This is a genomic window from Aminobacter sp. BA135, assembly GCF_050859125.1.
GTDB classification, from domain to species: Bacteria; Pseudomonadota; Alphaproteobacteria; order Rhizobiales; family Rhizobiaceae; genus Aminobacter; species Aminobacter ciceronei.
In genome coordinates this window covers 137804-158015 of sequence record NZ_CP139574.1, presented here as the reverse complement: position 1 = coordinate 158015, position 20212 = coordinate 137804, and the positions used below count along the sequence as shown (strand labels likewise).

The 20212-nt window shown below is 58.4% G+C and carries 19 protein-coding genes and 1 pseudogene; 14 read left to right on the top strand and 6 right to left on the bottom strand.

Features of this window, described 5'->3' with window-relative positions:
• Positions 1-252: 252 nt before the first annotated feature.
• Together SLT36_RS31350 and SLT36_RS31345 are read right to left on the bottom strand one after the other, a co-directional pair.
• Positions 253-1299, bottom strand: coding sequence for a GlxA family transcriptional regulator (locus tag SLT36_RS31350; RefSeq protein ID WP_432289640.1), 1047 nt, complete (start codon positions 1297-1299; stop codon positions 253-255).
• A 145-nt stretch (positions 1300-1444) separates the two neighbouring features.
• Positions 1445-3052, bottom strand: coding sequence for an APC family permease (locus SLT36_RS31345; RefSeq protein WP_432289638.1), 1608 nt, complete (start codon positions 3050-3052; stop codon positions 1445-1447).
• A 452-nt stretch (positions 3053-3504) separates the two neighbouring features.
• Between SLT36_RS31345 and SLT36_RS31340 the strand changes: the two genes are divergently transcribed.
• The 4 genes from SLT36_RS31340 to SLT36_RS31325 all read left to right on the top strand — a co-directional run bounded on the left by SLT36_RS31340 (position 3505) and on the right by SLT36_RS31325 (position 8178).
• Positions 3505-4416 carry a methylenetetrahydrofolate reductase gene (locus tag SLT36_RS31340; protein ID WP_184770325.1) on the top strand — a complete coding sequence of 304 codons (912 nt, stop codon included), beginning with the start codon at positions 3505-3507 and terminating at the stop codon, positions 4414-4416.
• A gap of 70 nt (positions 4417-4486) precedes the next feature.
• The gene (locus SLT36_RS31335; RefSeq protein WP_432289636.1) at positions 4487-5677 is read left to right on the top strand and encodes an aminomethyltransferase family protein; all 1191 of its coding nucleotides are present in this window, start codon (positions 4487-4489) and stop codon (positions 5675-5677) included.
• Between the two features lie 323 nt (positions 5678-6000).
• Positions 6001-6627, top strand: a complete 627-nt coding sequence (gene betI, locus SLT36_RS31330) for a transcriptional regulator BetI (RefSeq protein WP_281397517.1) — start codon at positions 6001-6003, stop codon at positions 6625-6627.
• A 798-nt stretch (positions 6628-7425) separates the two neighbouring features.
• Positions 7426-8178 (top strand): RES family NAD+ phosphorylase, encoded by a 753-nt coding sequence (locus tag SLT36_RS31325; protein ID WP_432289634.1) that lies wholly within the window; start codon positions 7426-7428, stop codon positions 8176-8178.
• Positions 8179-8236: 58 nt separating this feature from the next.
• On the opposite strand, the gene SLT36_RS31320 is transcribed toward SLT36_RS31325, so the two are convergent.
• The 3 genes from SLT36_RS31320 to SLT36_RS31310 are packed head-to-tail and all read right to left on the bottom strand — an operon-like array spanning position 8237 to position 10518.
• The gene (locus SLT36_RS31320) at positions 8237-8818 is read right to left on the bottom strand and encodes an RES family NAD+ phosphorylase (RefSeq protein WP_432289632.1); all 582 of its coding nucleotides are present in this window, start codon (positions 8816-8818) and stop codon (positions 8237-8239) included.
• Between the two features lie 3 nt (positions 8819-8821).
• Positions 8822-9163 carry an antitoxin Xre/MbcA/ParS toxin-binding domain-containing protein gene (locus tag SLT36_RS31315; RefSeq protein WP_432289677.1) on the bottom strand — a complete coding sequence of 114 codons (342 nt, stop codon included), beginning with the start codon at positions 9161-9163 and terminating at the stop codon, positions 8822-8824.
• 5 nt (positions 9164-9168) lie between these two features.
• A complete protein-coding gene (locus tag SLT36_RS31310) occupies positions 9169-10518 on the bottom strand; it encodes a hypothetical protein (protein WP_432289630.1) in 1350 nt (449 codons plus the stop codon).
• Between the two features lie 50 nt (positions 10519-10568).
• On the opposite strand from SLT36_RS31310, the gene SLT36_RS31305 reads away from it, so the two are divergent.
• The 3 genes from SLT36_RS31305 to SLT36_RS31295 all read left to right on the top strand — a co-directional run bounded on the left by SLT36_RS31305 (position 10569) and on the right by SLT36_RS31295 (position 13753).
• Positions 10569-10826 (top strand): hypothetical protein, encoded by a 258-nt coding sequence (locus SLT36_RS31305; RefSeq protein WP_432289628.1) that lies wholly within the window; start codon positions 10569-10571, stop codon positions 10824-10826.
• 147 nt (positions 10827-10973) lie between these two features.
• A complete protein-coding gene (locus SLT36_RS31300) occupies positions 10974-12950 on the top strand; it encodes an ATP-binding protein (RefSeq protein ID WP_432289626.1) in 1977 nt (658 codons plus the stop codon).
• Positions 12951-13303: 353 nt separating this feature from the next.
• The gene (locus SLT36_RS31295) at positions 13304-13753 is read left to right on the top strand and encodes a MucR family transcriptional regulator (RefSeq protein WP_432289624.1); all 450 of its coding nucleotides are present in this window, start codon (positions 13304-13306) and stop codon (positions 13751-13753) included.
• Between the two features lie 372 nt (positions 13754-14125).
• Here the strand turns inward: SLT36_RS31295 and SLT36_RS31290 are convergent, their stop codons facing one another.
• On the bottom strand, positions 14126-14338 hold the full coding sequence (locus tag SLT36_RS31290) for a helix-turn-helix domain-containing protein (RefSeq protein ID WP_432289675.1): 213 nt from the start codon (positions 14336-14338) through the stop codon (positions 14126-14128).
• A 96-nt stretch (positions 14339-14434) separates the two neighbouring features.
• On the opposite strand from SLT36_RS31290, the gene SLT36_RS31285 reads away from it, so the two are divergent.
• The 7 genes and pseudogenes from SLT36_RS31285 to SLT36_RS31255 form a co-directional block, all read left to right on the top strand.
• The gene (locus SLT36_RS31285; protein ID WP_432289622.1) at positions 14435-15220 is read left to right on the top strand and encodes a hypothetical protein; all 786 of its coding nucleotides are present in this window, start codon (positions 14435-14437) and stop codon (positions 15218-15220) included.
• 200 nt (positions 15221-15420) lie between these two features.
• Entirely contained in the window at positions 15421-16218 is a 798-nt protein-coding gene (locus SLT36_RS31280) for a transporter substrate-binding domain-containing protein (RefSeq protein WP_432289620.1), read from the top strand.
• Positions 16215-16874, top strand: coding sequence for an amino acid ABC transporter permease (locus tag SLT36_RS31275; protein WP_432289619.1), 660 nt, complete (start codon positions 16215-16217; stop codon positions 16872-16874). The genes SLT36_RS31280 and SLT36_RS31275 overlap by 4 nt, the downstream gene beginning before the upstream one ends.
• Positions 16864-17523: an amino acid ABC transporter permease gene (locus SLT36_RS31270; protein WP_432289617.1), complete on the top strand. Its 660-nt coding sequence runs from the start codon at positions 16864-16866 to the stop codon at positions 17521-17523. Before SLT36_RS31275 ends, SLT36_RS31270 begins: the two co-directional genes overlap by 11 nt.
• A 76-nt stretch (positions 17524-17599) precedes the next feature.
• Positions 17600-18349, top strand: a complete 750-nt coding sequence (locus SLT36_RS31265; protein WP_432289615.1) for an amino acid ABC transporter ATP-binding protein — start codon at positions 17600-17602, stop codon at positions 18347-18349.
• A gap of 12 nt (positions 18350-18361) precedes the next feature.
• Positions 18362-19381 (top strand): succinylglutamate desuccinylase/aspartoacylase family protein, encoded by a 1020-nt coding sequence (locus tag SLT36_RS31260; protein WP_432289613.1) that lies wholly within the window; start codon positions 18362-18364, stop codon positions 19379-19381.
• A gap of 398 nt (positions 19382-19779) precedes the next feature.
• Positions 19780-20193, top strand: a pseudogene (locus tag SLT36_RS31255) (NADPH-dependent FMN reductase); the annotation flags it as partial.
• Positions 20194-20212 lie beyond the last annotated feature (19 nt).

The following is a 20212-nucleotide window of genomic DNA, read 5'->3' as shown; positions in this document are numbered from 1 at the left end:
CAGCTGCTCGCTTGACGTTTTTCCATGAGGGCGCGCGCCCGACATGCCGTTGACGCGCATTTGAATGCGGAGAAGCTGTACAGATTATGTTTGCCTGAAAGCCTGCGTGATAATGAACAGAGCGTAATCGCCGATTGGAGTGGCACACGGAAAAGGCGGTATATGCTTTTCAAGCGAAGAACGCTTGCCGGCCACTTACACCGGTCGTTACGACCAAGTCGCTCATTAAACACCAGTCGATAGGAAGGCCAGTCAAGCGCGGTCCAGCATTCGCAGCTCTCTCGGCAGCACTCCGAAATTATCGCGAAACGTCTTTGAGAAATGCGAGGACGAAACAAAGCCGCAGGCCACGGCCACATCCATGATCGTCATGTCGGTCAGTTCGATCAACTGTCGCGCCTTGGCCAATCGCAGGGCCAAATAGTGCTGGAAGGGTGTGCGTGACAGGTGGCGTTCGAAAAGTCTCTCGATTTGTCGGCGCGAAACAGCAACATGGCGCGAGATTTCCTCTAGTGACAGCGGATCCTCCAGATTTGCTTCCATCAGTTTGATGATCGGTAACAACCGCTTTCCGGCACCGCTGTAGCGCAGGCCCGGCGGTACGGACTGGCAGCTGGCGCCGTCCCGCCATCGATCGGCCGCTACATGTTGGCAGATACTGCCTGCGAGGTTGGCACCACCCTGCTTTTGAACCAGATCCATGGCGAGATCGAAGGCGGCAAACTCTCCGGCGCAGGTGACGATCTGTCCGTGGCGGACAAACAATGCATCATCGACCGCAAGGTCTTCGAATTTTTCTGATAGGGCTGCCATCCGACTCCAGTGGATAGTGCAACGCGCGTTGCGCAAGATAGCTGCGTCAGCAAGCAACCATGCCGCGGTGCCGAGCGCGTAGATCGGCACCCTGGCCCGCAATGCCTGACGGAGGTAGCTGCGCAACACGGCACCCCGGAACCTCTCGACATTCTCGCCGGCGCACAGAACCAGGTTAACGTTCGGATGGAAGCTTTTCGCTACGTCCGCCAAGCTTCCGGCCACGCCCATCGTTAGGCCGCTGGCGCATCGGACCGGGTTTCCGTCCACGCTGTGGATTGTCCAATCGAAAAGTGAGGAGCGCGTGAGCGAGTTGGCAAGTCGAAGGGGTTCTATCAGCGAGGCAAGGCAGAGCTGAGAGAAACCGGGCAGCACCAGCACAAGGAACTCTGTCGCCGACCTCGAATCGCGCTGCAGGTCCGAGACATCAGCGTCCGGCAACGACGCAACTGCGGAAAATGCCGCGTGCTTGTTCGGCGCGTTCATACGTTTCTCCTGATGCTTAAAAATCGGGCGCTTCGCCCTTCCTGGCAGGATCCCGTTCACGGCTCGGGCCAGCTGGTGCGGCGATGCCGCCCGCACCAGCGATGTGGACGAAAGCGGAGCACACGCTTTCGTCCGGGGGAATCGGCTAGAGTGCCAGCCAGTGAGAGATTGCGACGACCGCAACACCGCCGGCGAGCGCCAGATAGGGCAGCATACCAGCCTTAGTGGCCCCCTCCTCATGCCCCAAATGCATGTCTTCCTTCATCGCAGCTGGGAAGTGTCCCTTGTCCTGGATGTAGTGGCGGAACATGAAGACTGGCAGGATGAGCGCGGCGAAGAACAAGCCGGTCACCAATGTCCCCTCGCCCCAGATGTCGGCGCCCATGCCAAGGAAGACGAGGTTGACATAGCCCAGGAAGGTACCTGCCGCGAGCAGCCAGTTCGGCGCCCGGAACGGGCGCTCCCAGTTCTTGCGGTCGATGCGATGGATCCACCCGGAGTTCAGGTTCATGAATATGAAGATGATGTAGCCGACATTAGACGCCGCCAGGATGAAAACGATATCCGACAGCAGAAGCAGGATCAGGTTGAAGCCGAGATCGGTCCACATGGCGCGAGTAGGTGCACCGTGTTCGTTTACATGATCGAGGTAGCGCGGCAGCCAGCCGTCGACCGCACCCTGATACAGCGTGCGTGAGGAGCCGGCCATGGCCGTCATGATCGACAGCAGCAAGGTGCAGACGAGCATCACGATGATGACGTTGGTCATAATGCCGCCGGCATGGACCATTGCCGCCATCGCCTTGGCTACGCCCATGCCGCTATAGATATCAGGCGCCAGCATGCCAGCGAGGCCGAGCGATCCTTGGAAGGCAAGTGGGACGAGGATGAAGATGACGAGGCAGAAAAGGCCCGAATACAGCAGCGCCTTGAATGTGTCGGCAGCCGGGTTCTTGAACTCTCGGGTGTAGCAGACAGCCGTCTCGAAGCCGTAGGTCGACCACGCCGCCATCAGCATGCTGCCGGCGACAACCACCATGCCCTGCCAGTTCCAGGCGCCGTTGACGACATTGCCGGCGGTATCGTGGGTGAGCGGGACGAACGGGGTGAAGTTCGACGACACGATATCGCCGGTGAAGAGCGGAACGACGCCGATCAGCACCAGCGGCAGCAATGACGAAACGGCGAAGATCTTCTGAAGCTTGGCTGTCGACAGGATGCCACGGTGCTGGATCGCAAAGACGATCAGCATCAATACAAAGCCAAGGAGAAAGGTCGCGTTGATTCGAAGTGTGAGCCCGGTGCGTAGCCAACCAAGATCGATGAGTGTGATCTGCCAGGTGTTGACCACTGAATCGGCGGGAAACAGTACGCCAAGGATGTAACCGGCCCCGAGGCTAACTCCGATTGCTAGCACGGGCGACCAGGCAAACCAGTTGCACCATACCGAGATGGGAGCCAGCAGTTTGCTGTAGCGCACCCAAGCGATTGCCCCATAGACGGACGCCCCGCCCGACTTGTGCGGGAAGAGGCTGGCGATCTCGCCGTAAGTGAAAGCCTGGATGAACCCAATCACGATCGAGGCAGTCCAGACCGCCACCGAAATGTTGCCGGCGGTGGCCGCGATCGGTCCGATGGTGAATAGGACCAGGGCAGGCACGCCGCTGGTGACCCAGAAGGCGTCTACCCAGGTCAGCGACCGGATGAGCCGGTGGTCCCGGTTAGCGGGGACCGTCATAGGTATGTCTGTCATTGATTTTCTCCTCCCAGAGCAATGCCGACATTTGTGTTGGGCGCAGGCCGCGCTGCCTCTTCCGACTATCGGCGGCGCTTTATTAGTATCATGGTACGATTAAATCAAGGTGCTCACGCATTTTGATCGCCTACCGCACCTATAGGCACGCCTCGGATGCTGAGAACGAGGTTTGTTTCGCGCTGCGGTCGCGCCGCCGAGCGGCATGGACATACCATTAGTGAACACATTGATTTAGTTGATAATATGGGAGAGACCTCAGGGTCGTCGCATCATTCGCGACGTCGGAAATACTCACGTCTATCGAGCCAGTTGGCTGGGGTCAGGAAACGCTCACGACAAATTCGCTGTTGCTATTATCGTATCACTATACTAAATACGGCGCCACATGACTGACCGAAGGCGAAAAAAGTTCCGCGGTTCGACGTCATGCAGTTAATGGGAGGAAGGGAATGAGATTGTCGGTCACGAGAAGTGATCTCGACGAGGCCATTGGCGCGCTCGTCGGAAACTTCTCCATAGAAGCATTGCCGAAAGACACCCAGAAGTTTGATGATCTTCGCGATCATCTTCCAGCAGGCACGCGTGTCTACGTCGCCTATACGTCGGGTTCAACCGCTGAAATCGTCGACGCCGCCGAAAAGCTCCGACATCAGGGCATGGAGCCGGTGCCGCACATCCCGGCGCGACGCTTCGCAAGCCATGACGAACTCAAGGGGTTCCTCGGCAAGCTCGCCGCGCGCGCTGCGGTCAAGCAGGTCCTGTTGGTTGGCGGCGATGTGGCGCGCCCCGAAGGCCCCTACGCCGCCTCGCTGGATGTGCTGAGGACAGGCATGCTCGAAGGCCATGGCATTGAGGCCATCGGCTTGGCCGGACATCCTGAAGGCCACCCTGGAGTGGCCCGGGAAGCGCTGCGCAACGCCTTGATCGACAAGTGCGAATATGCCGCCAAGGTGGGCCTGGACGTGTCGCTTGTCACACAGTTCCTGTTCGACACCGACAAGCTGTTTGCCTGGCATGCCGACTTCGTCGAAAACGCCGCGCCCGGCATCGCCGTGGATGTCGGCCTGCCCGGCCTCGCCAAAATGACCACCCTCATGCGCTTCGCCAAGGATTGCGGCGTCGGCGCCTCTTTTGGCATGCTGACACGCCACGCCGGCCGCGCCTTCAAGCTGGCCACGTCCTTTTCGCCCGAAGACACGCTGCTCGAACTGGCAGATGGCGTGCGCAAGTCAGGGCGGCCAATTTTCCGGTCTGTCCACTTCTACCCGTTCGGCAGCTTTGAGAAGACGGCCGAATGGCTGCGCGGGCTGCAGTCGCAGAGACCTGCGCGCGGCCAGCCGCACCTGGCCGAGGCGCTCTGAGCGCCTGTCCAATCCCTTCAATTCCTATCCAATCGACAGAAATTCCGTTGTCATAACAGGAGGAACCATCATGACAGCCAACCTCACCCGCCTCGTTGTCTCGGCCCATGAAGAGCCAGGTTGGGACTACGGCACTATCCGCGGACCCTACTCGCAATTCCACGTTGCCAACGGCGCGAAGTACACGGTCTACAACAATCGCCTGATGCCGGTGTCGCAGAAGATCGACCGCCTGGACGGCTATTGGGCGCTGCGCACCAAGGCCGGCCTGTTCGACACCGGCGAACGCCCTGTCCAGATCAAGGGGCCGGATGCCGCAAAGTTCTGCAACCGCGTGTTCACCCGCGATTGCGCAAAGCTGAAGCCCGGTCGCGCCGGTTACGGTTTGCTGTGTTACCCTAACGGTACGATCCTGTGCGACGGCGTGCTGATGCGTCTCGAGGAAGACACCTACTGGTACGTCCAGGCTGACGGTCCTGTTTTCTCCTGGTTCATTGCCCACTCGCAGGATCTCGACGTCGAAATCTCGGACCCGGCATCCTGGGTCACGCAGATCCAGGGCCCGGCCTCGCTCGACATCCTGGCGAAGCTCAGCGACACCGGCGTTCCGGCTGAATTCAAATACTTCTCCGTGGCAAGGACGACCATCGGCGGCCAGCCGGTGATCCTATCGCGCACCGGCTGGACCAACGAGATGGGATTCGAAGTCTACACGCTGCCGAACGGCGGCAAATTTGATGGCGCAGCCATGTGGGAAAGCTTCATCGCAGCCGGCAAGCCGCACGGCATGGAGATCTGCGCACTCGACAGCATGGACATCCGCCGCATCGAAGGCGGCATCCTCAACAACGGCTCTGACATGGATGAAACCATGACTCCGTTCGAGGCTGGCCTCGGTGCATTCGTCGACCTTAGCAAGGACGACTTCGTCGGCAAGGCCGCGCTGGCCAAGGCCACCGGTTCGAACCGTGTCGTCGGCCTCAAGTGCCCAGGCGGCGAACCGCTTCGTCTCGGCGCAGTGTCGATCGCCGGCAAGAAGGTCGGTTTCGTCACTGCGGGCGCCTGGTCGCCCTATCTCAAGCAGGGTGTGGCGATCGTCCGCCTCAGCACCTCCATTGCTTCAGGAACTGCGGTAGAGGTGTTCTGCCGGGACGGCAACACGCATGTCGCGATCCTCGACGACATGCCGCTCTATGACAAGGAAAAGAAGATCCCGCGGGGCCTTGAGCCGAGCATTCCGGTCCAACACGCGGCCGAATGATCAAATATCGGCCCGTTAGCCAATCAGGCTGATGTTATCAAAAATGCTTCGGACCGCGGACGGCCTCGGCCGCCCGCGGTCCTCTCTATTGTTGATCCGGTCTTTCCGATAGGACATCGCAATCAACCTGATCGCCCGCCGCATGCGGAGCGACGGACCAAAGATTGACAACAAGCGTCGGCAAGCCGTGTTCGTCACTGGAGCTATTCTCCGAAGCCGGATACTACCTTGATGTAGATGCTACGAGCACTGTCGCCTTGCCTCTGTGCTTTTTGGCGAGGTGAGATACTATCGGGTCTGATTGCGCATGAGGATTTATTGAAATGCCGAAATTGGGCATGGCGCCCATTCGCCGGAAGCAGTTGATCGACGCCACTTATCTGGTTCTGCATCGCGATGGCATCGATGACCTAACACTGAAGAAGATTGCTACGGAGGCAGGCGTAGCCACTAGCATTATCACCCACTATTTCGGCACCAAGGAAGCGCTGATCGCCGAGACGATGTCGGACCTGGTCGGCAGTTTGCTCCGCGAAGTCCGCGACAGGCGCAAGCAGGCAAAAAGCACGATCGACGAGATCGTGGCGATCGTCGATGGCAATTTCGCGCCCTCGCAGGTGTCCCCCCTGGCGGTGTCGGCTTGGCTCTATTTCTGGAGTCGCGTCCCATATGACCCGGCTTTCGATCGCATGCAGCGCCTCTGCGACTATCAATTGCGCAAATATCTCGCCAGATCGCTGAAGGACCTGGTGTCGAAGGAAGAGGCCGACGACATCGCCGAGACCATTGTCTGCCTGTCCTATGGGTTCTGGCTGCAATTCGCCCATCGCCAGGGCGAATTCGACGTCGCGCGCGCTCATCGCATGGCACTCCAGGTCATCGAAGCCCGAATCCAGACCGCCTGGCAAAAGAACCTCCACCTCACCGAGCGAACCTCTCTGGGGGGATGAAGGGCATGGTGTCAGGCATAGCGTGCATTGCTGCCGAGAGATGATCCACGCGGATGTCACTGTCGCCGCCTGAGCGCCATTTGACGTAAATTGATTTCACCGCGGCGATCGGCAGTATTGGCCCAATTGGGGCCGCAACCGGACTGGCGGCTTCTAGGGGGCTAGTGCGAATAGCTGCCGACGCGAACGGCGGCAATTAAAATCGCGATAACTGCCATTCGGCGCTATGACGCAAACAAGCGATAATGCGACGGACGACCTCTCGAGTTTGAGACACCCAGTTCTTAACTAAGTCTCGGTCGGCCTGTTCTTTTACGTCAGAATTGCTTCGATCCATCTTGAAATCGTCCTCTTGACTCGGTCGAGGCGCACGGTGAAGCTCTTCGGGCTGACGTGACGAGTTCGTTCGGCGTTGCGCTTTGCTTTGGACTGGGCTGCGGGTCCTCGTTGAGGTGTCGCTTTCTCGCGGCGTTCCAACAAGCGGCGACGACCCCGCACCCACTCGAACCTGTGCGCCAATCCGTTGTTTAATCGCGCGATTTTCCTGGCCGCGTTTCAGCTATGATCGCGCCAAGTAACGGGAGGGCATGGGGCGCATCAACTGAACGAAGGCAATTCCGACCTGGGTGTTCGTCTTCGTGTTGTGGCTGCTGCGCGCTCTACCGCTGAGTATTTGGATTTCACGAAATGGCGCTGAGAAATCCAAGGACTGGACATCTAGTATCTGATCTTCGTAGATCCAGGGCGGCCGCCCTTGCCAAAAAGTTTTCCAGCATAACCTTGCACCGGAGGCGGGTAATGGACTTCGAAAGTTGGCGTAGCTATTGGCATTTTAGTCAGGAAATCAGGCGCAATCGGCGTTATGTTCGGACCCCAAAATCCGATGCTTTTTTGCGCACTGTCGCGGAGACCTGCAAGTCACGACTTAGCGACGTTCCATCAGGCCGGATATTCTGGCGTGCGCAGCTCGGCCATGGCTGGGAACATGAGCCACAGATCGATGATGAAATCCCTTGTCCTTTCCCGCCAGGTCGGATGATTCCGCTATCTGACCGAGCACATGAAGGTCGCGCCAATCCAAAGGGCATCCCCTTCCTGTACGTTGCTACCACTCGTGATACGGCGATGTCCGAGGTAAGACCGTGGATCGGTGCTCACGTTTCCGTTGCCCAACTGAGGACGCTGCGGAAGCTGAGCATTGTTGATTGCTCGGTCAATCACAAACGCACCCCACTTTTCCTCGAAGAACCGCCCCCAGAAAAGCGCGAGGAAGCCGTATGGTCTCATATCGACCGGGCATTTGCTGAACCCGCGACACGTAGCGACGATACGGCGGACTATGCCGTAACCCAAGTTCTGGCAGAGCTTTTCAAAGCGGAAGGATACGACGGAATTGCTTACAAAAGCACATTCGGAGAAGATGGGTACAATATTGCTTTTTTCGACATTACAATTGCAGAGCTTCTGAACTGCGCCCTGTTCAAAGTTAAGAACATGGAAATCGAGTTCGATGAGGACGCAAACCCATATTTTGTAACAAGCAAAATGTGAGGGTGGAGTGCTAGGCTGAACATCGTTCCTGCAGATGATCTGCGAGGTGTTGGTCTCTTCACAGCATCACCTTGTTCGCGCGTTGCCAATCCAACCAGTCGATCAGGCCGTGATCTTGGACGATTTCTAGGCCATCAGGCGCCAAGCGGTCACAGAAAACTACCAAATTTGAAGCTGGCCACCTGGCGCTAGGCACCAGCAGTCCATCAAAATCCATAAAATGTGCTACTTCGGCCACCTCTTGGGTCCGTGGATATTCCAGCATTCGCTCGGCGTAGGACAATTGCCCGTAGCGTGTCGTGTCGAGGCCCAGCGCCGCAAGCTCAGGCACCGTTGGCAATCGCAATACCTCCTCCAATGAGACTTTGAGTTCGTAGAGTCGGAACTGGGCCTTGGACGGGAAAACCGGCTGGCCGCGCAGGAGATGAAAATACATCTCTGCGATCGCTCCGTCGCGCGCTAGCGATGTATAGAGAACATCGAACGTGCCGTCATCCCACCTGCCGCCCGATGCGCTGCATTGGCTGACGTCTCGGCCGTCGCGCACCACGCGCCAGGCGGTAGTTGTAAGCGGTGTATGGGGGAGCACCTCGAGAGCATCGATGAGCTTGCTGTCCCGAGGTGCTATCGTCTTTGTCATGGATTACAGATACGCCCCGGCCTCAAGACGATCGAGGATCTGTAACACCTCGATCGATTTGCCTTGATTAATGAGATCGATCGCCCGTTTTCCTTCGAGCTGTGGGTGGCGCGCATAGAGCCAGGTACGAATGTCGTCTGCTGTATAATACTCCTGCAAGCGGCCGACGATGTAGTGCAGATCAGATAGGATCAGTTCGTTGCGTGGATGGGGCTTTATCGAGCCTGCCTTCCATCGCGAGACGGTCGCCTTGGACACGTCGGTTATGTTGGCGATGTCTGTGAATTTGAGACCGCCAAAATCCTGGAGTTCTCCCAGATATCGAACGACCGCCCCTTGTTGCATGGTACTCACTTCAATCCAGCCTTGCCTGCCCTCTGATCCGTCGCCCGCGCTGCTAGCGACCGCACACGCGCCCCGCCATCTGCCCGACTTTCGTGCAGGTCCTCAAGGCTCAGCCGCATCTTTTCGACCTGCTTGCTGTGGTCCACGAGGCGCTTAGTCAGCTGCGCCACATCTATCTTTCGACCGGCTGCTTCGGTGACATCGAACTTCAGTTCCTTAGCCTGCCTAGCTTGGCGATCGACATCGGCCATGCGGCCGCTGAGGAAATGCTGCTCGCGGTTCAAATCCGGCACCGCGGCCAACTCCGCCATCATCGTGAAACTCTGGTATGCGGCATGTTGACGAGGATCGGCGATCGTATCTTTCAAACCATGCGGGCAGCAGGCGCGATCGCAGCACGTGACTATCCTGCGTCCGCCTCTTGCGTCAGCCATCAATTCGAGTTCAGGAATTGTGGCGGAGCGGTCGAGCCCTGCCATGAAAATGCGCGTGGCGCGGCCGAAGTTACTGTTATCGGCTTTCTTGGCCGGCTTGTGCCACGAATGCGCATCGAAGCGCTCTTTCTCGCCGATCCCGTGGCTCAGACCCGAAATCGCGCCGAATGCCAATGCAGCATGTCCGACCAGCCCGCCGAGATAGTCCGCAATGATCGGTTTGCCGAGATTATGCAAACCAGCCATTGCTGTAATGAACCGCTTCGTCGTCAACGGACCTGCGTCGTTGCCAAATCCAGAAGCGCGTACCCACAGATTATCATAAGGCAGATCCTGCAGCCCGCCTAGAAAATCGCTACGCGCAGCGTCATCATTCAACGCGGTGTGCGGCACAATCAGCTGGTAGTCGATCGCAATTTCGCGGCCGCCTTCGCGGTCGAGCGCACGGCGCAGAGCGAGGCACGACGCCCGGTCGATATCGAACCATCCGCCAAACGTCGGATCGGCGAGAAAATGGCCAGGTGCCAACACGGCATGAACCTTGTACTCGATAGCGAACCGGGCGATTTGCCCAAAGATATCTTCCGCTCGCTTTGGATCGAAATGTGCCGGCGTAAGCGGGCCGCCATGCCCCAATCCCGCCCACGGCGCATGACGAGCATAGCCTTCGAATTTCTCCAACGCAGAGAGTTCAGCGACCTTAGTGTCGAGCACGACCTCAGCACCTTTGGCGCGCAACGCTGACACCAACTCCTTTTGATGCTTCAGCCGCGATGCATCGACAACAACCCGCGTTGCCGGGAAACGGCCTGCCGCGTGAAGGTTGGCTAGCTTGTTATAGCCGGATTCGCCCAATCGGATAAAATGGCCCACCGGCTGGACCGGCGCGACTGCATACGGAAATGGGATGACATTTTCCACGTGAAGACCCTAACTCGCCCTGCGACGTTTTTGTTTCACAACGCGAATATATGAAACAGAAACGTAAAAAACAAGCACATTTTGATTCCCATCACGGGACTAGGCCGCACACCTCGATTCTTGCCGGAAAAAATGTTCCGGATATGTACGCCAAACAGCGTGAAAAACAGGCGGCAGGCATCGGTCTAGATCGCCGATGTAATGATGGGCGCAGCGAAAAAGCGGTCATTGGAGCACCAACGTCTGGAACTTCCAATCCGACAGGCCCCCCCGGCAGCGTGACTCGTCTTGGCGCTTCGCTATTGTGACATTCTTATCGGTGGCTTTTTTGTGGTGTTGGCTATCTGGGTGGAGGACGCTGCGCCCCTGGTAGCCAAGCTCTTCTGTATACCCAGCCCAACACATACCTTGGCAAAGGTCGCCACAGCTGATTAGTAGTCGTGGGGGACACGACTATGACCGAAGATATGACATTTCAGGCGAACTTGGTTCGAAGGGTTCACAACTACGTTCTCGGGACTTCGACGCCCTCAAATTCTCTGCTGCCGCTGTGGGAAGCCGTCTACAATTCGCTCCACGCCATTCAAGATCGTTACGAAGAGAAATGGGCGGAGCTGGGCAAAATCGATATCGCTCTCATAGATCCTGAATCAAACAACCCATCTATTGAGATACGAGACAACGGTATTGGCCTGAACAAGGACAACTTTAGCTCATTCATGACCTATGACAGCGATCATAAGGTCAAGCGCGGCGGAAAGGGCCTGGGTCGTCTATCTTGGTTGAAAGTGTTCGCCGAAGCACACGTCACTAGCGTCTTTGAAGAGGGCGATAAGCTATATCAGCGTTCCTTCACTCTGGTTCTCAACAACGAAGCGCCTCTATCAGGTTACGTACTCGCCGAAACAAGAGGCGTTGATCTCGGCACGACAGTGGTTCTCCGGCGGATGAAGTCCGCATATGCCAAGCACTTTCCCACAAAGTTCGACACGACAGTTCGAAAAGTCGTCGCTCATTTCCTCCCGTACTTAATTTCTCCAGTGCGTCCGAAGATCACAATCGAGGGCACCGCTGAGTCAATTGAGCTGGGCGCATATCTGAAGGAGAAGGAATTGGCTCTCAGCGCCATTCCCCTCGCGATCAACGACGATATCTCCTTGAAGCTCGAACACAACCTCCTCGAAAAGTCGGTGGTGGAGGGCAAGGCCGCGCACAAAATTTATCTTGCTGCCCATGGCCGGGTGGTTGCCGAGTTCGACATTGGGCTTGCATTGGGCCTGGTGACCTACATCGACCGCGATAAGCTGTCTTACGCCTATGCAGGCGTTCTCTCCGGGAAAATCCTCGATGACTCGGTCAATTCAGAACGTACCGCATTCGATCTGGACGCGGATTTGCTCGAAGCCATTAAGCGGAAAACCTTTGACGCGATCCGCCAAGTGCTCGCCACATCGATAGAACGGGTGATTCAAAAGCAGGCCGATATCACCAAGTCGGTCATTAAGAAGTACCCGCGATACGCGTATCTCGTAGACGATCCGAAAGAGTTCGTCGTGTCAAGTGTCCCCCGGAACTTCCGCACCGCTGAGCAGATTTATCAGCAGCTTGCAGTACTGGACTACCGCGACAACCGGGATATCGAGCGCAAGGTCGAAGTTCTTTCTAGGACGGAGCCAAAGGAAGAGGACCCTGTTGAAGCCGGGGTTGCAGAGCTGTTGGGCCGGCTGACGGAGCACGAATTCTCCGTGCTTGCGGATTACACAGTCCGCCGAAAAATCGTTCTCGACCTGCTGGAGAAGCGGCTTCAGTACAAGCCAGATGGTACGATGAAGCATCACTCCGAAGAGGCATTGCACAGTTTTATCGTGCCGATGCGAGTCACCAATAAAGATGTCAACGTCGATAAGCATAATCTTTGGATCGTGGACGACAAGCTAACTTACTACGAATATTGGGCTTCCGATAAAGCCCTTAAAAAGATCGTCAGCGAGCACACATCTTCCGACAGACCGGACGTTCTGTTGTTTGCGGGCAGGTCCGCCTACCATCGTCCTGGCACTGACCAGCCTGTCGTCATCGTGGAATTCAAGAAGCCAGTCCGTAGCGAGTATGACGAGGAGGAAAACCCCTTCGTTCAAATCTACAGCTACATCGAGGATCTTCAGAACGGCAAAATCCTTGATAAGGACGGCGGGCAAATCCAGGAAGTCACGGCCGACACTCCCTTCTTCTGCTACATCATCGCTGATTTCACTCCGAACATGCGCAAGTGGCTCAGGCTCGCACAGATCAACGTGCCGCTGCCTGGTGGAGGCGGGTTCTATGGCTACAATTCGGATTACCGGGCCTTCGTCCAGGCGCTCAGCTATAAGTACGTACTAAAGGACGCCAGGTTAAGAAATGAGGCATTCTTCAAGCAGCTGAAGATTTAGTGGTTCCGGCCAGAGCACCGCGTATGGGAGGCCGTGAAATTCAGAAATTCAGGTCACCCTCGTAGGCTCAACCGTTCTGCTGGCAGATGAGCGGCTAGATCGCCTCGATGTTCGAGAGCGACCCGGTATGTCCAGTTGAACCCCGAGATTGAAAGCACAAACATGTCATCGCGTCAGAAAAATGCCATGACTGCTTTCGGGAGGGGGAACAACGGTTTCCATGACCGACTTGCGGGCGCAAAACGGTCGTCCAACGCGGCTGAACTCGTACCTTTTTGGAACCCCCGGGTTTCGTCGCCGGCAAAATTCCGCTACCGGAGATAGGTAACTGAGTACTGTCCCGAGGTATTGTGATGACCGAAGTATTGCTGAAGCCCAATAGTCAGCTGATTGAGCTCACCGCCGACATCGTGGCCGCCTATGTTTCGAACAATCCAGTCCCGGCCGGAGAACTGCCTGGCTTGATTGCCCAAATCCATTCCAGCATCAGCACGCTCGGCACTCCGTCGGCGCCGGTGGAAGAGCGACCAACACCCCGGATGCCTGTTAAGAAGACTGTCACGGATGGTTACATCATCAGCCTGGAAGACGGTAAGAAGTATCAAACCCTGAAGCGGCATCTTGGTATTTTGGGGCTTACCCCTGAAGAATATCGTTCCAAGTGGTCCCTGCCCTCTAACTACCCGATGGTAGCTCCCGGATATTCGGCAAGGCGCTCGGAGCTGGCGAAGCAGCTCGGCCTCGGTCGAAAGCCTGGCGACAAGAAGCCTCTGAAAAAAGCTGGAAGGAAGACCAAGGCATAGTCAGACGGCCAAGATACCGCTCTGGTTCCAGGGGCGGTCAGAAATTTCTGGTTCGAGTACAGGTCTACGAGAAGCGGCAGGCGCAGCGCGCGATCATCAGGGCTAAAAGCCCAGGCATTTGCCAGTTGCGGTAGTCTCCGCCAGACACGCTGGCGTTGCTTGACGTTGCGTTAGCTGTGTCTAATTTGCAGTCAGGCTCCTGCCGCCCCCCAAGGCAACTCATGAGCTTAGCGCCAGCTGCAGCTCAACCCCACTCCCACCCGCCAGCTGCAGTTGGCGCGCCTGCTAGGGATCGTCTTGGGCTACAAGAAGGTGACGCGTGGCGCCCCAACTTGCTGACGGGTCACGTCAGGCTATGGGTTAGCGTTTCTCTCAATCATCAGGACTCCGGGTCGGCTTCTCAAACCGCAATCCCGCTCCGCCACCATTTTCCGGAATGAACTGAATACCGCCAGCCTCCAATGCCCTGCGGATTGCAGTTAGACTATTCCGATGGGGGACTCGCGCCCCGCGTTCAAAATCAACTATCGTTGCGCGCGAGATTGCCGCAAGACGCGCAAGTTCATCCTGACTCCACCCTAGCATTGCGCGCGCGCCTCTACATTGCTCAACTGAAATCATTCTAATTGTCGAAATTTATCATTTTTGGTTGACATTATCCGATGGTCGCGCAGTAATGCGATGAAGGTCGCAAACGGCCGAACAAGGTGCGTCAACACCTTCTTCGGCCTGACCAAACCCAAGCTGGTTGGAGCTCGGATCATGGCTGATTCCGACAATACCACAGCTTTGCCTTTCGTCACCCAAGGGGGACGAAGGAAGAGCTGTGCTGTGGATGACGGGGCGGAAGGTGACAGCTCGGTTGGCGTAAGACCGGCCGAGAAGATCGCCGCGCGTTTGCTTGGGCCCATCGACCCATGCGTGGTCCTTCTGCAGGAATGGGAACAAGCACATCACATGGCCGTGGTTTTGTGCCGGCTGCAGCAGCGTCTGGAGATAAGGATCAGGAATGCCCTGAGGGCTTCTGAACCGAGCGGTGGAGCTGAGAAAGACGGGCACAACGCACCGCAGCCAGCAGGTCAGCAGACACGTTGGGACGAGCTTGACCAGAAGGTCGGATACTCGCGAACCCGTGCCGCCGAGGCACAGGCCGTTGAGGCTGAAGAGGAGATCCTCGACGCTGTTGCCACCACACCCGCTCAGTCACTTGCCGGGGTGATCGCCAAACTGAAGATCATTGCCGGCGGTGGCGAGAACATGGGCGACACATCGGCATTCCCCTGGCCGCAAATTCAGTCGGCTCTGGCGGATCTCCAGGCATTGGGGGACCGCGGCGCGGAAGCGCTGCCGGCGGATAGCCGGCGCCAGCCTGCTGAGCATCGCGGCCTGGACGGCGAGACGAACCGCCTTCGCGCATCCATGCCGGACGGCACCATAGCCCGCGAAAGCCAGCCACGTCGAAGCTGAACGCATAGCCGGATCGCGCGAGGCCAGGCAGCGATGCCACGCGGCTACGCATCAGGCGTGCCCTGGATCGGCGATCGGGCAAGCACCTTTTACAACAATGGGAGAGAGAAATGATTTTCAGAAGTTCTGTACGCCTGCGGTTTGCATTCATGTGGTGCGTTTTGCTCGCATTGATCGTTGCCTTGCCAGGTGGTGCGGCCTTGGCCGAGACGACCAAGGAGCGCATCCTGCGCGAGGGCAAGATCGTCATCGGCATCCACAACCGGACCCCCTGGGGCTTTCGCGATGAAGCCACCGGCGAGGCCAAGGGATGGCATCCCGATCTGTTGCGAGCCGCTTTTGCCGAACTTGGCGTCAAGGAGATCGACATCAGGGTCACCGAATTCGGCGCCCTGATCCCGGGCCTGCTGGCCGGCCGCTTCGATGCGGTGGCGTCCGGTCTGTCCATCACGCCGGAGCGCTGCCGGCAGGTTGCCTTTGGCGCTCCCGATCTGAAGGTCCATGACGCGGCCATCGTGCTTTCTGGAAATCCAAAACAGATCCATGGCTTTGACGATATCGTCAGACAGCAGATCATCATGGGTGCCGGCCGCGGCAGTGTGTCGGTCAGGAATGCGACTGTCGCCGGCGTGCCGGAAAGCAATATGCTGCTGTTTCCCGACATCGAGGCCAACATCTCGGCCCTGCGCTCCGGCCGCATCGATGTGACGGTGCTTTCGTCTCCCACCGTGATCGGCCTGCTTGCCAGCGGCAAGCTCAAGGGACTGGAAAGTGCAACCCCCTTCGTGACGACAGACGAGCAGGCAACTTATGCCGCTGTGGCGTTCCGCAGTGAAGACGGGGATTTGCGGGCACTGTGGGATGACAGGCTTCTGGCGCTGACGAAGGACGGCACGGTGACCAAGGTCATGGCCAGATATGGCTTTGGCGAGACTGAGGTCGTGCCGGATACCGTCACCGTCCAGAAGCTCTGCGGCACCGCTGGTGACGGCAAATGACCATCCTCGAAATCTGGCTCGGCATCCTGCAGGGCTTTCGCGTCACCGTTCTGGTGACGCTCTATGGCCTGGTCTTTGCCATCCCCTTCGGCCTCATCTTCGGCGTCGCCCAATACATGACCACGGGCCCGTCGCGGTTCGTGGTGACGTCGGTGATCGAGTTCTGGCGCAGCTCCGCCGTCATCATCCTGCTCTTCGTGTTCTATTACGCCCTGCCGCTCGCCGGACTGGCGCTGTCGGCAATGACGGTCAGTGCCATGGTGCTGGGGCTCAACATTGGCGGTTATGCCAGCCAGGCGGTGAGAGCCGGCCTGCAGGCACTGGACCGTGGCCAGAAGGAAGCTGGCCTGGCACTGGGGCTGTCGCGTGCCACCATCCTGTTGCGCATCGAACTGCCGCAGGCGCTGGTCGCCATGAGCCCGACCTTCATCAACCAGCTCATCCAGCTGGTGAAGGCGACATCGCTTGTCTCGCTGGTGACGCTGACCGACATGACCTTCCGCGCCAAGGAGATCTCCCAGATCGAGTATGACCCGGTGCCGATCTACAGCTCGCTGCTGCTGGCCTACTTCATCGTCTGCTATCCGGTCGCACTGCTCGGACGCTGGGTGGAACGGCGCATCAGCCCGGCAAGGGAGGCGCGTTGTGCAGTTTGATCTCGCCTTTGCGCTGTCGACTGTGCCGACCATCCTAGGCGCCATCGGCATGACGCTGCTGGTGGCAGCGGTCAGCTGCGTTGGCGCCTCGGCAGTCGGCGTTGGCCTTGAACTCATCCGCCGCTCAGGTGGGCTGGGAGGGCTCTTCATCCGCTTCCTGATCGACTTCATCAGGGCAACCCCGGTGCTGGTCTGGCTCTACTGCCTGTATTTCATCCTGCCGTTCTATGGCATTCGCTTTGGTGCGCTTGCCACGGGCATGATTGGGCTCAGCCTCTATTACAGCGGTTATCTCGCGGAGGTGTTCAAGGCCGGCATCGATGCCATCCCCAACGGTCAGGGCGAAGCTGCAAGGGCGCTTGGCCTTGGCAGGATCGACATGACCATCTTTGTCATCGCCCCGCAGATGCTGCGCAACATCGCAGCACCCATGGGCAATTACTTCGTCTCGATCCTCAAGGCGACGCCCTATCTGGCGGTGCTTGCGGTGCCGGAGATGCTGGGACGTGCCTTCGACATCGCATCCGAGACCTACCGCTATGCCGAGCCGCTGACGGTTGCCGGCCTGATCTTCCTTGGCCTCGCACTCCTCATCTCGCAGGCCATCAAACGCCTTGAGGTCAGGCTGATGGGGCCGACAGCCAGATAGCCGACAGCACAGTCGCCAGTCACGCACGAAATCAGACACTTAGTTCGCTGCCCTCAAGCGGTTACAGAGGTACTTCATGACCCATTCAGACGACAAACCTGCCGTCCAGATCACCTCGCTCAACAAGTGGTATGGCGCCTTCCATGTGTTGAAGGAGGTCAACCTCACCATCCCAAGCGGATCCCGCGTCGTGATCTGCGGACCCTCCGGTTCGGGCAAGTCGACCTTGATCCGCTGCCTCAATGGGCTCGAAGCCTACCAGCAGGGAACCGTTACACTTGGCACGATCCGGCTGGGTGACAATGCCAGGGAGACAGCACTGGCGCGTCGCCAGACCGGAATGGTGTTCCAGAGCTTCAACCTGTTTCCACATCTGACTGTGTTGTCGAACTGCACGCTGGCACTGCGCCGGGTTCTTTCCATGCCCCGCAAGGAGGCTGAGAGCCTGGCGCGGCATTTCCTGGAAAAGGTCCGCATTCCCGAACAGGCCGACAAATACCCTGCGCAACTGTCAGGCGGGCAGCAGCAGCGGGTGGCGATCGCGCGGGCGCTGTGTATGAACCCGCGGCTGATGCTGTTCGATGAGCCAACCTCCGCGCTTGATCCGGAAATGGTCAAGGAGGTCCTCGACGTCATGACCGGACTGGCCCACGAAGGCATGACGATGATCTGCGTCACCCACGAGATGGGCTTTGCCCGCGAGGTTGCCGACCAGGTCGTGTTCATGGATCAGGGCAGCATTGTCGAGCAGGCATCGCCGATGACGTTCTTTTCGACGCCCAGCCATCCGCGCGCCCAGTCTTTCCTCAACACGCTGCTGCATTGAGAGGACGGATCGGTGGCGAACGACACACGCATCTGGACGGACGTTGATTTTGACAAAGACGGCAAGCAGATCTCCTGCCTGCGTTTGCCGTATTCGAGTGACCGTTCCGCCTATGGCACTATCCCCATCCCGGTCGTCTGCATCAGGAATGGTGTCGGGCCAACCGCATTGCTGATCGCCGGCAATCATGGCGACGAGTATGAGGGCCAGGTTGCGCTGAGCAAGCTTGCCCGACAGCTCGATGCCGGCGAGCTCCGCGGCCGCATCATCATCCTGCCGGCTTTGAACTATCCCGCGGTCGACGCAGGCAGGCGCGTGTCGCCGCTCGATCAGGGCAATCTCAACCGGATGTTTCCCGGCGACGCCAATGGCTCGCCGACTGACATGATCGCCCACTACGTCTCAGAGGTGCTTCTGCCTCTCGCCGACATCGTCATCGACCTGCACTCCGGTGGCACCTCGCTGCTCTATCTTCCCTGCTGCCTGATCCGCGTGGGCAAGACCGCTGCCGAGACGGCACGGCTCGTCGAACTCATGCATGTCTTTGGCGCCCCCATCGGCTCGATCAGCGACGGCTCGGGCGGCGGCGGTGCCACGACCCTGTCGGCGACAGCCCAGGCGCTCTGCATTCCTGCCCTGACCACCGAACTCGGCGGCGGGGCGACGATGTCACGGGCGGGTGAAAAGCTCGCGCGCGACGGGGTGCTGCGTGTGCTGAAACATCTGGGCATCCTGCCCGAGGCCATCGTCGAGCCGGCTGGGCCGACACGATCCATGCGGGTCGATGGCAGGCATGCCTTCACCTATGCACCCGTCAGGGGGATCTTCGAGCCCGCAGTGGCGGTGGGAGACGAGGTTGAGGTCGGAGATCTTGCCGGCACAATCCATCCGACTGCTGGGCCGTCGGAGCCTGCCAGGTCAGTTCATTTCGCGCAGTCGGGCCTTGTCGCCTGCCAACGTGCTCCGGCACTGACCGAGCCAGGTGACTGTCTTTTCAAGCTTGTCATCGACACTGCGCCTCTCATGATCTGAGCGCGCATAGCACTTCCTTAGTTGGGTCTTCCGCCGAGCGGATGAAATCGCCAAGAGTTGCATATCCCATGACAGGGGGCGGTCGCGGTCACATGGGCGCACAGCCATGGCGGAACTTCGACGACTGCCTGGCGTTTGGATGATGTCGCCTATCAAATGCACGGGAGGACCGATATGAACAACATCATTTATCTGGTTGGACTGGTTGTCATCGTAGTGGCCATACTGTCGTTTTTTGGACTTCGTTAGCCCTTCGTCGCATTCCAAAGGCAAGTGGCCGGATAGGGGCTCTCCAGCGGACTTTGAGCCTGGAGCTCGTATTTTCACAGAGTCGTTTTTCGGAAGTGGTGGCGAGCAGGTTGTCGTCGATATCTCTTCGGTAGCGCCGCTGGAGAACGGATTTGTCGCGGCTGGCCTGCGAAATATGACCGCAACTTCCCCCTGCAGGCGTGCTTTTCGACAGCTGCACCGCTCTGTCACTCGCCAATCATGGGCTGGGCCAGACCCAGGACTGGAAGAACGACATCTCTCCAATGTGGGTCGCCGCCCATGGCAAGCAGGCCGGTGAGGCCAAATTGGTGGAACTGGCGGGCTGGCCTTATCCCCGCCATCTCGCGGGACGGCTGTTTTCGGTGGTCGTTCATTGCGACGTCGAAGGCGCGAAAAATGTTAGGCGCCTGCTCGTCGACTGGCTCGCCTTCATGCGGCTGGCGCCGGGCACCGCCAGGGCGCAGCTCGACCGCTATATCGGCTACTGGCAGCCTTATGCCACGAGCCACTTGGCCCAGGACGAGGATCGCGACATCCAGGAACTTGCATGGACGGACCCTC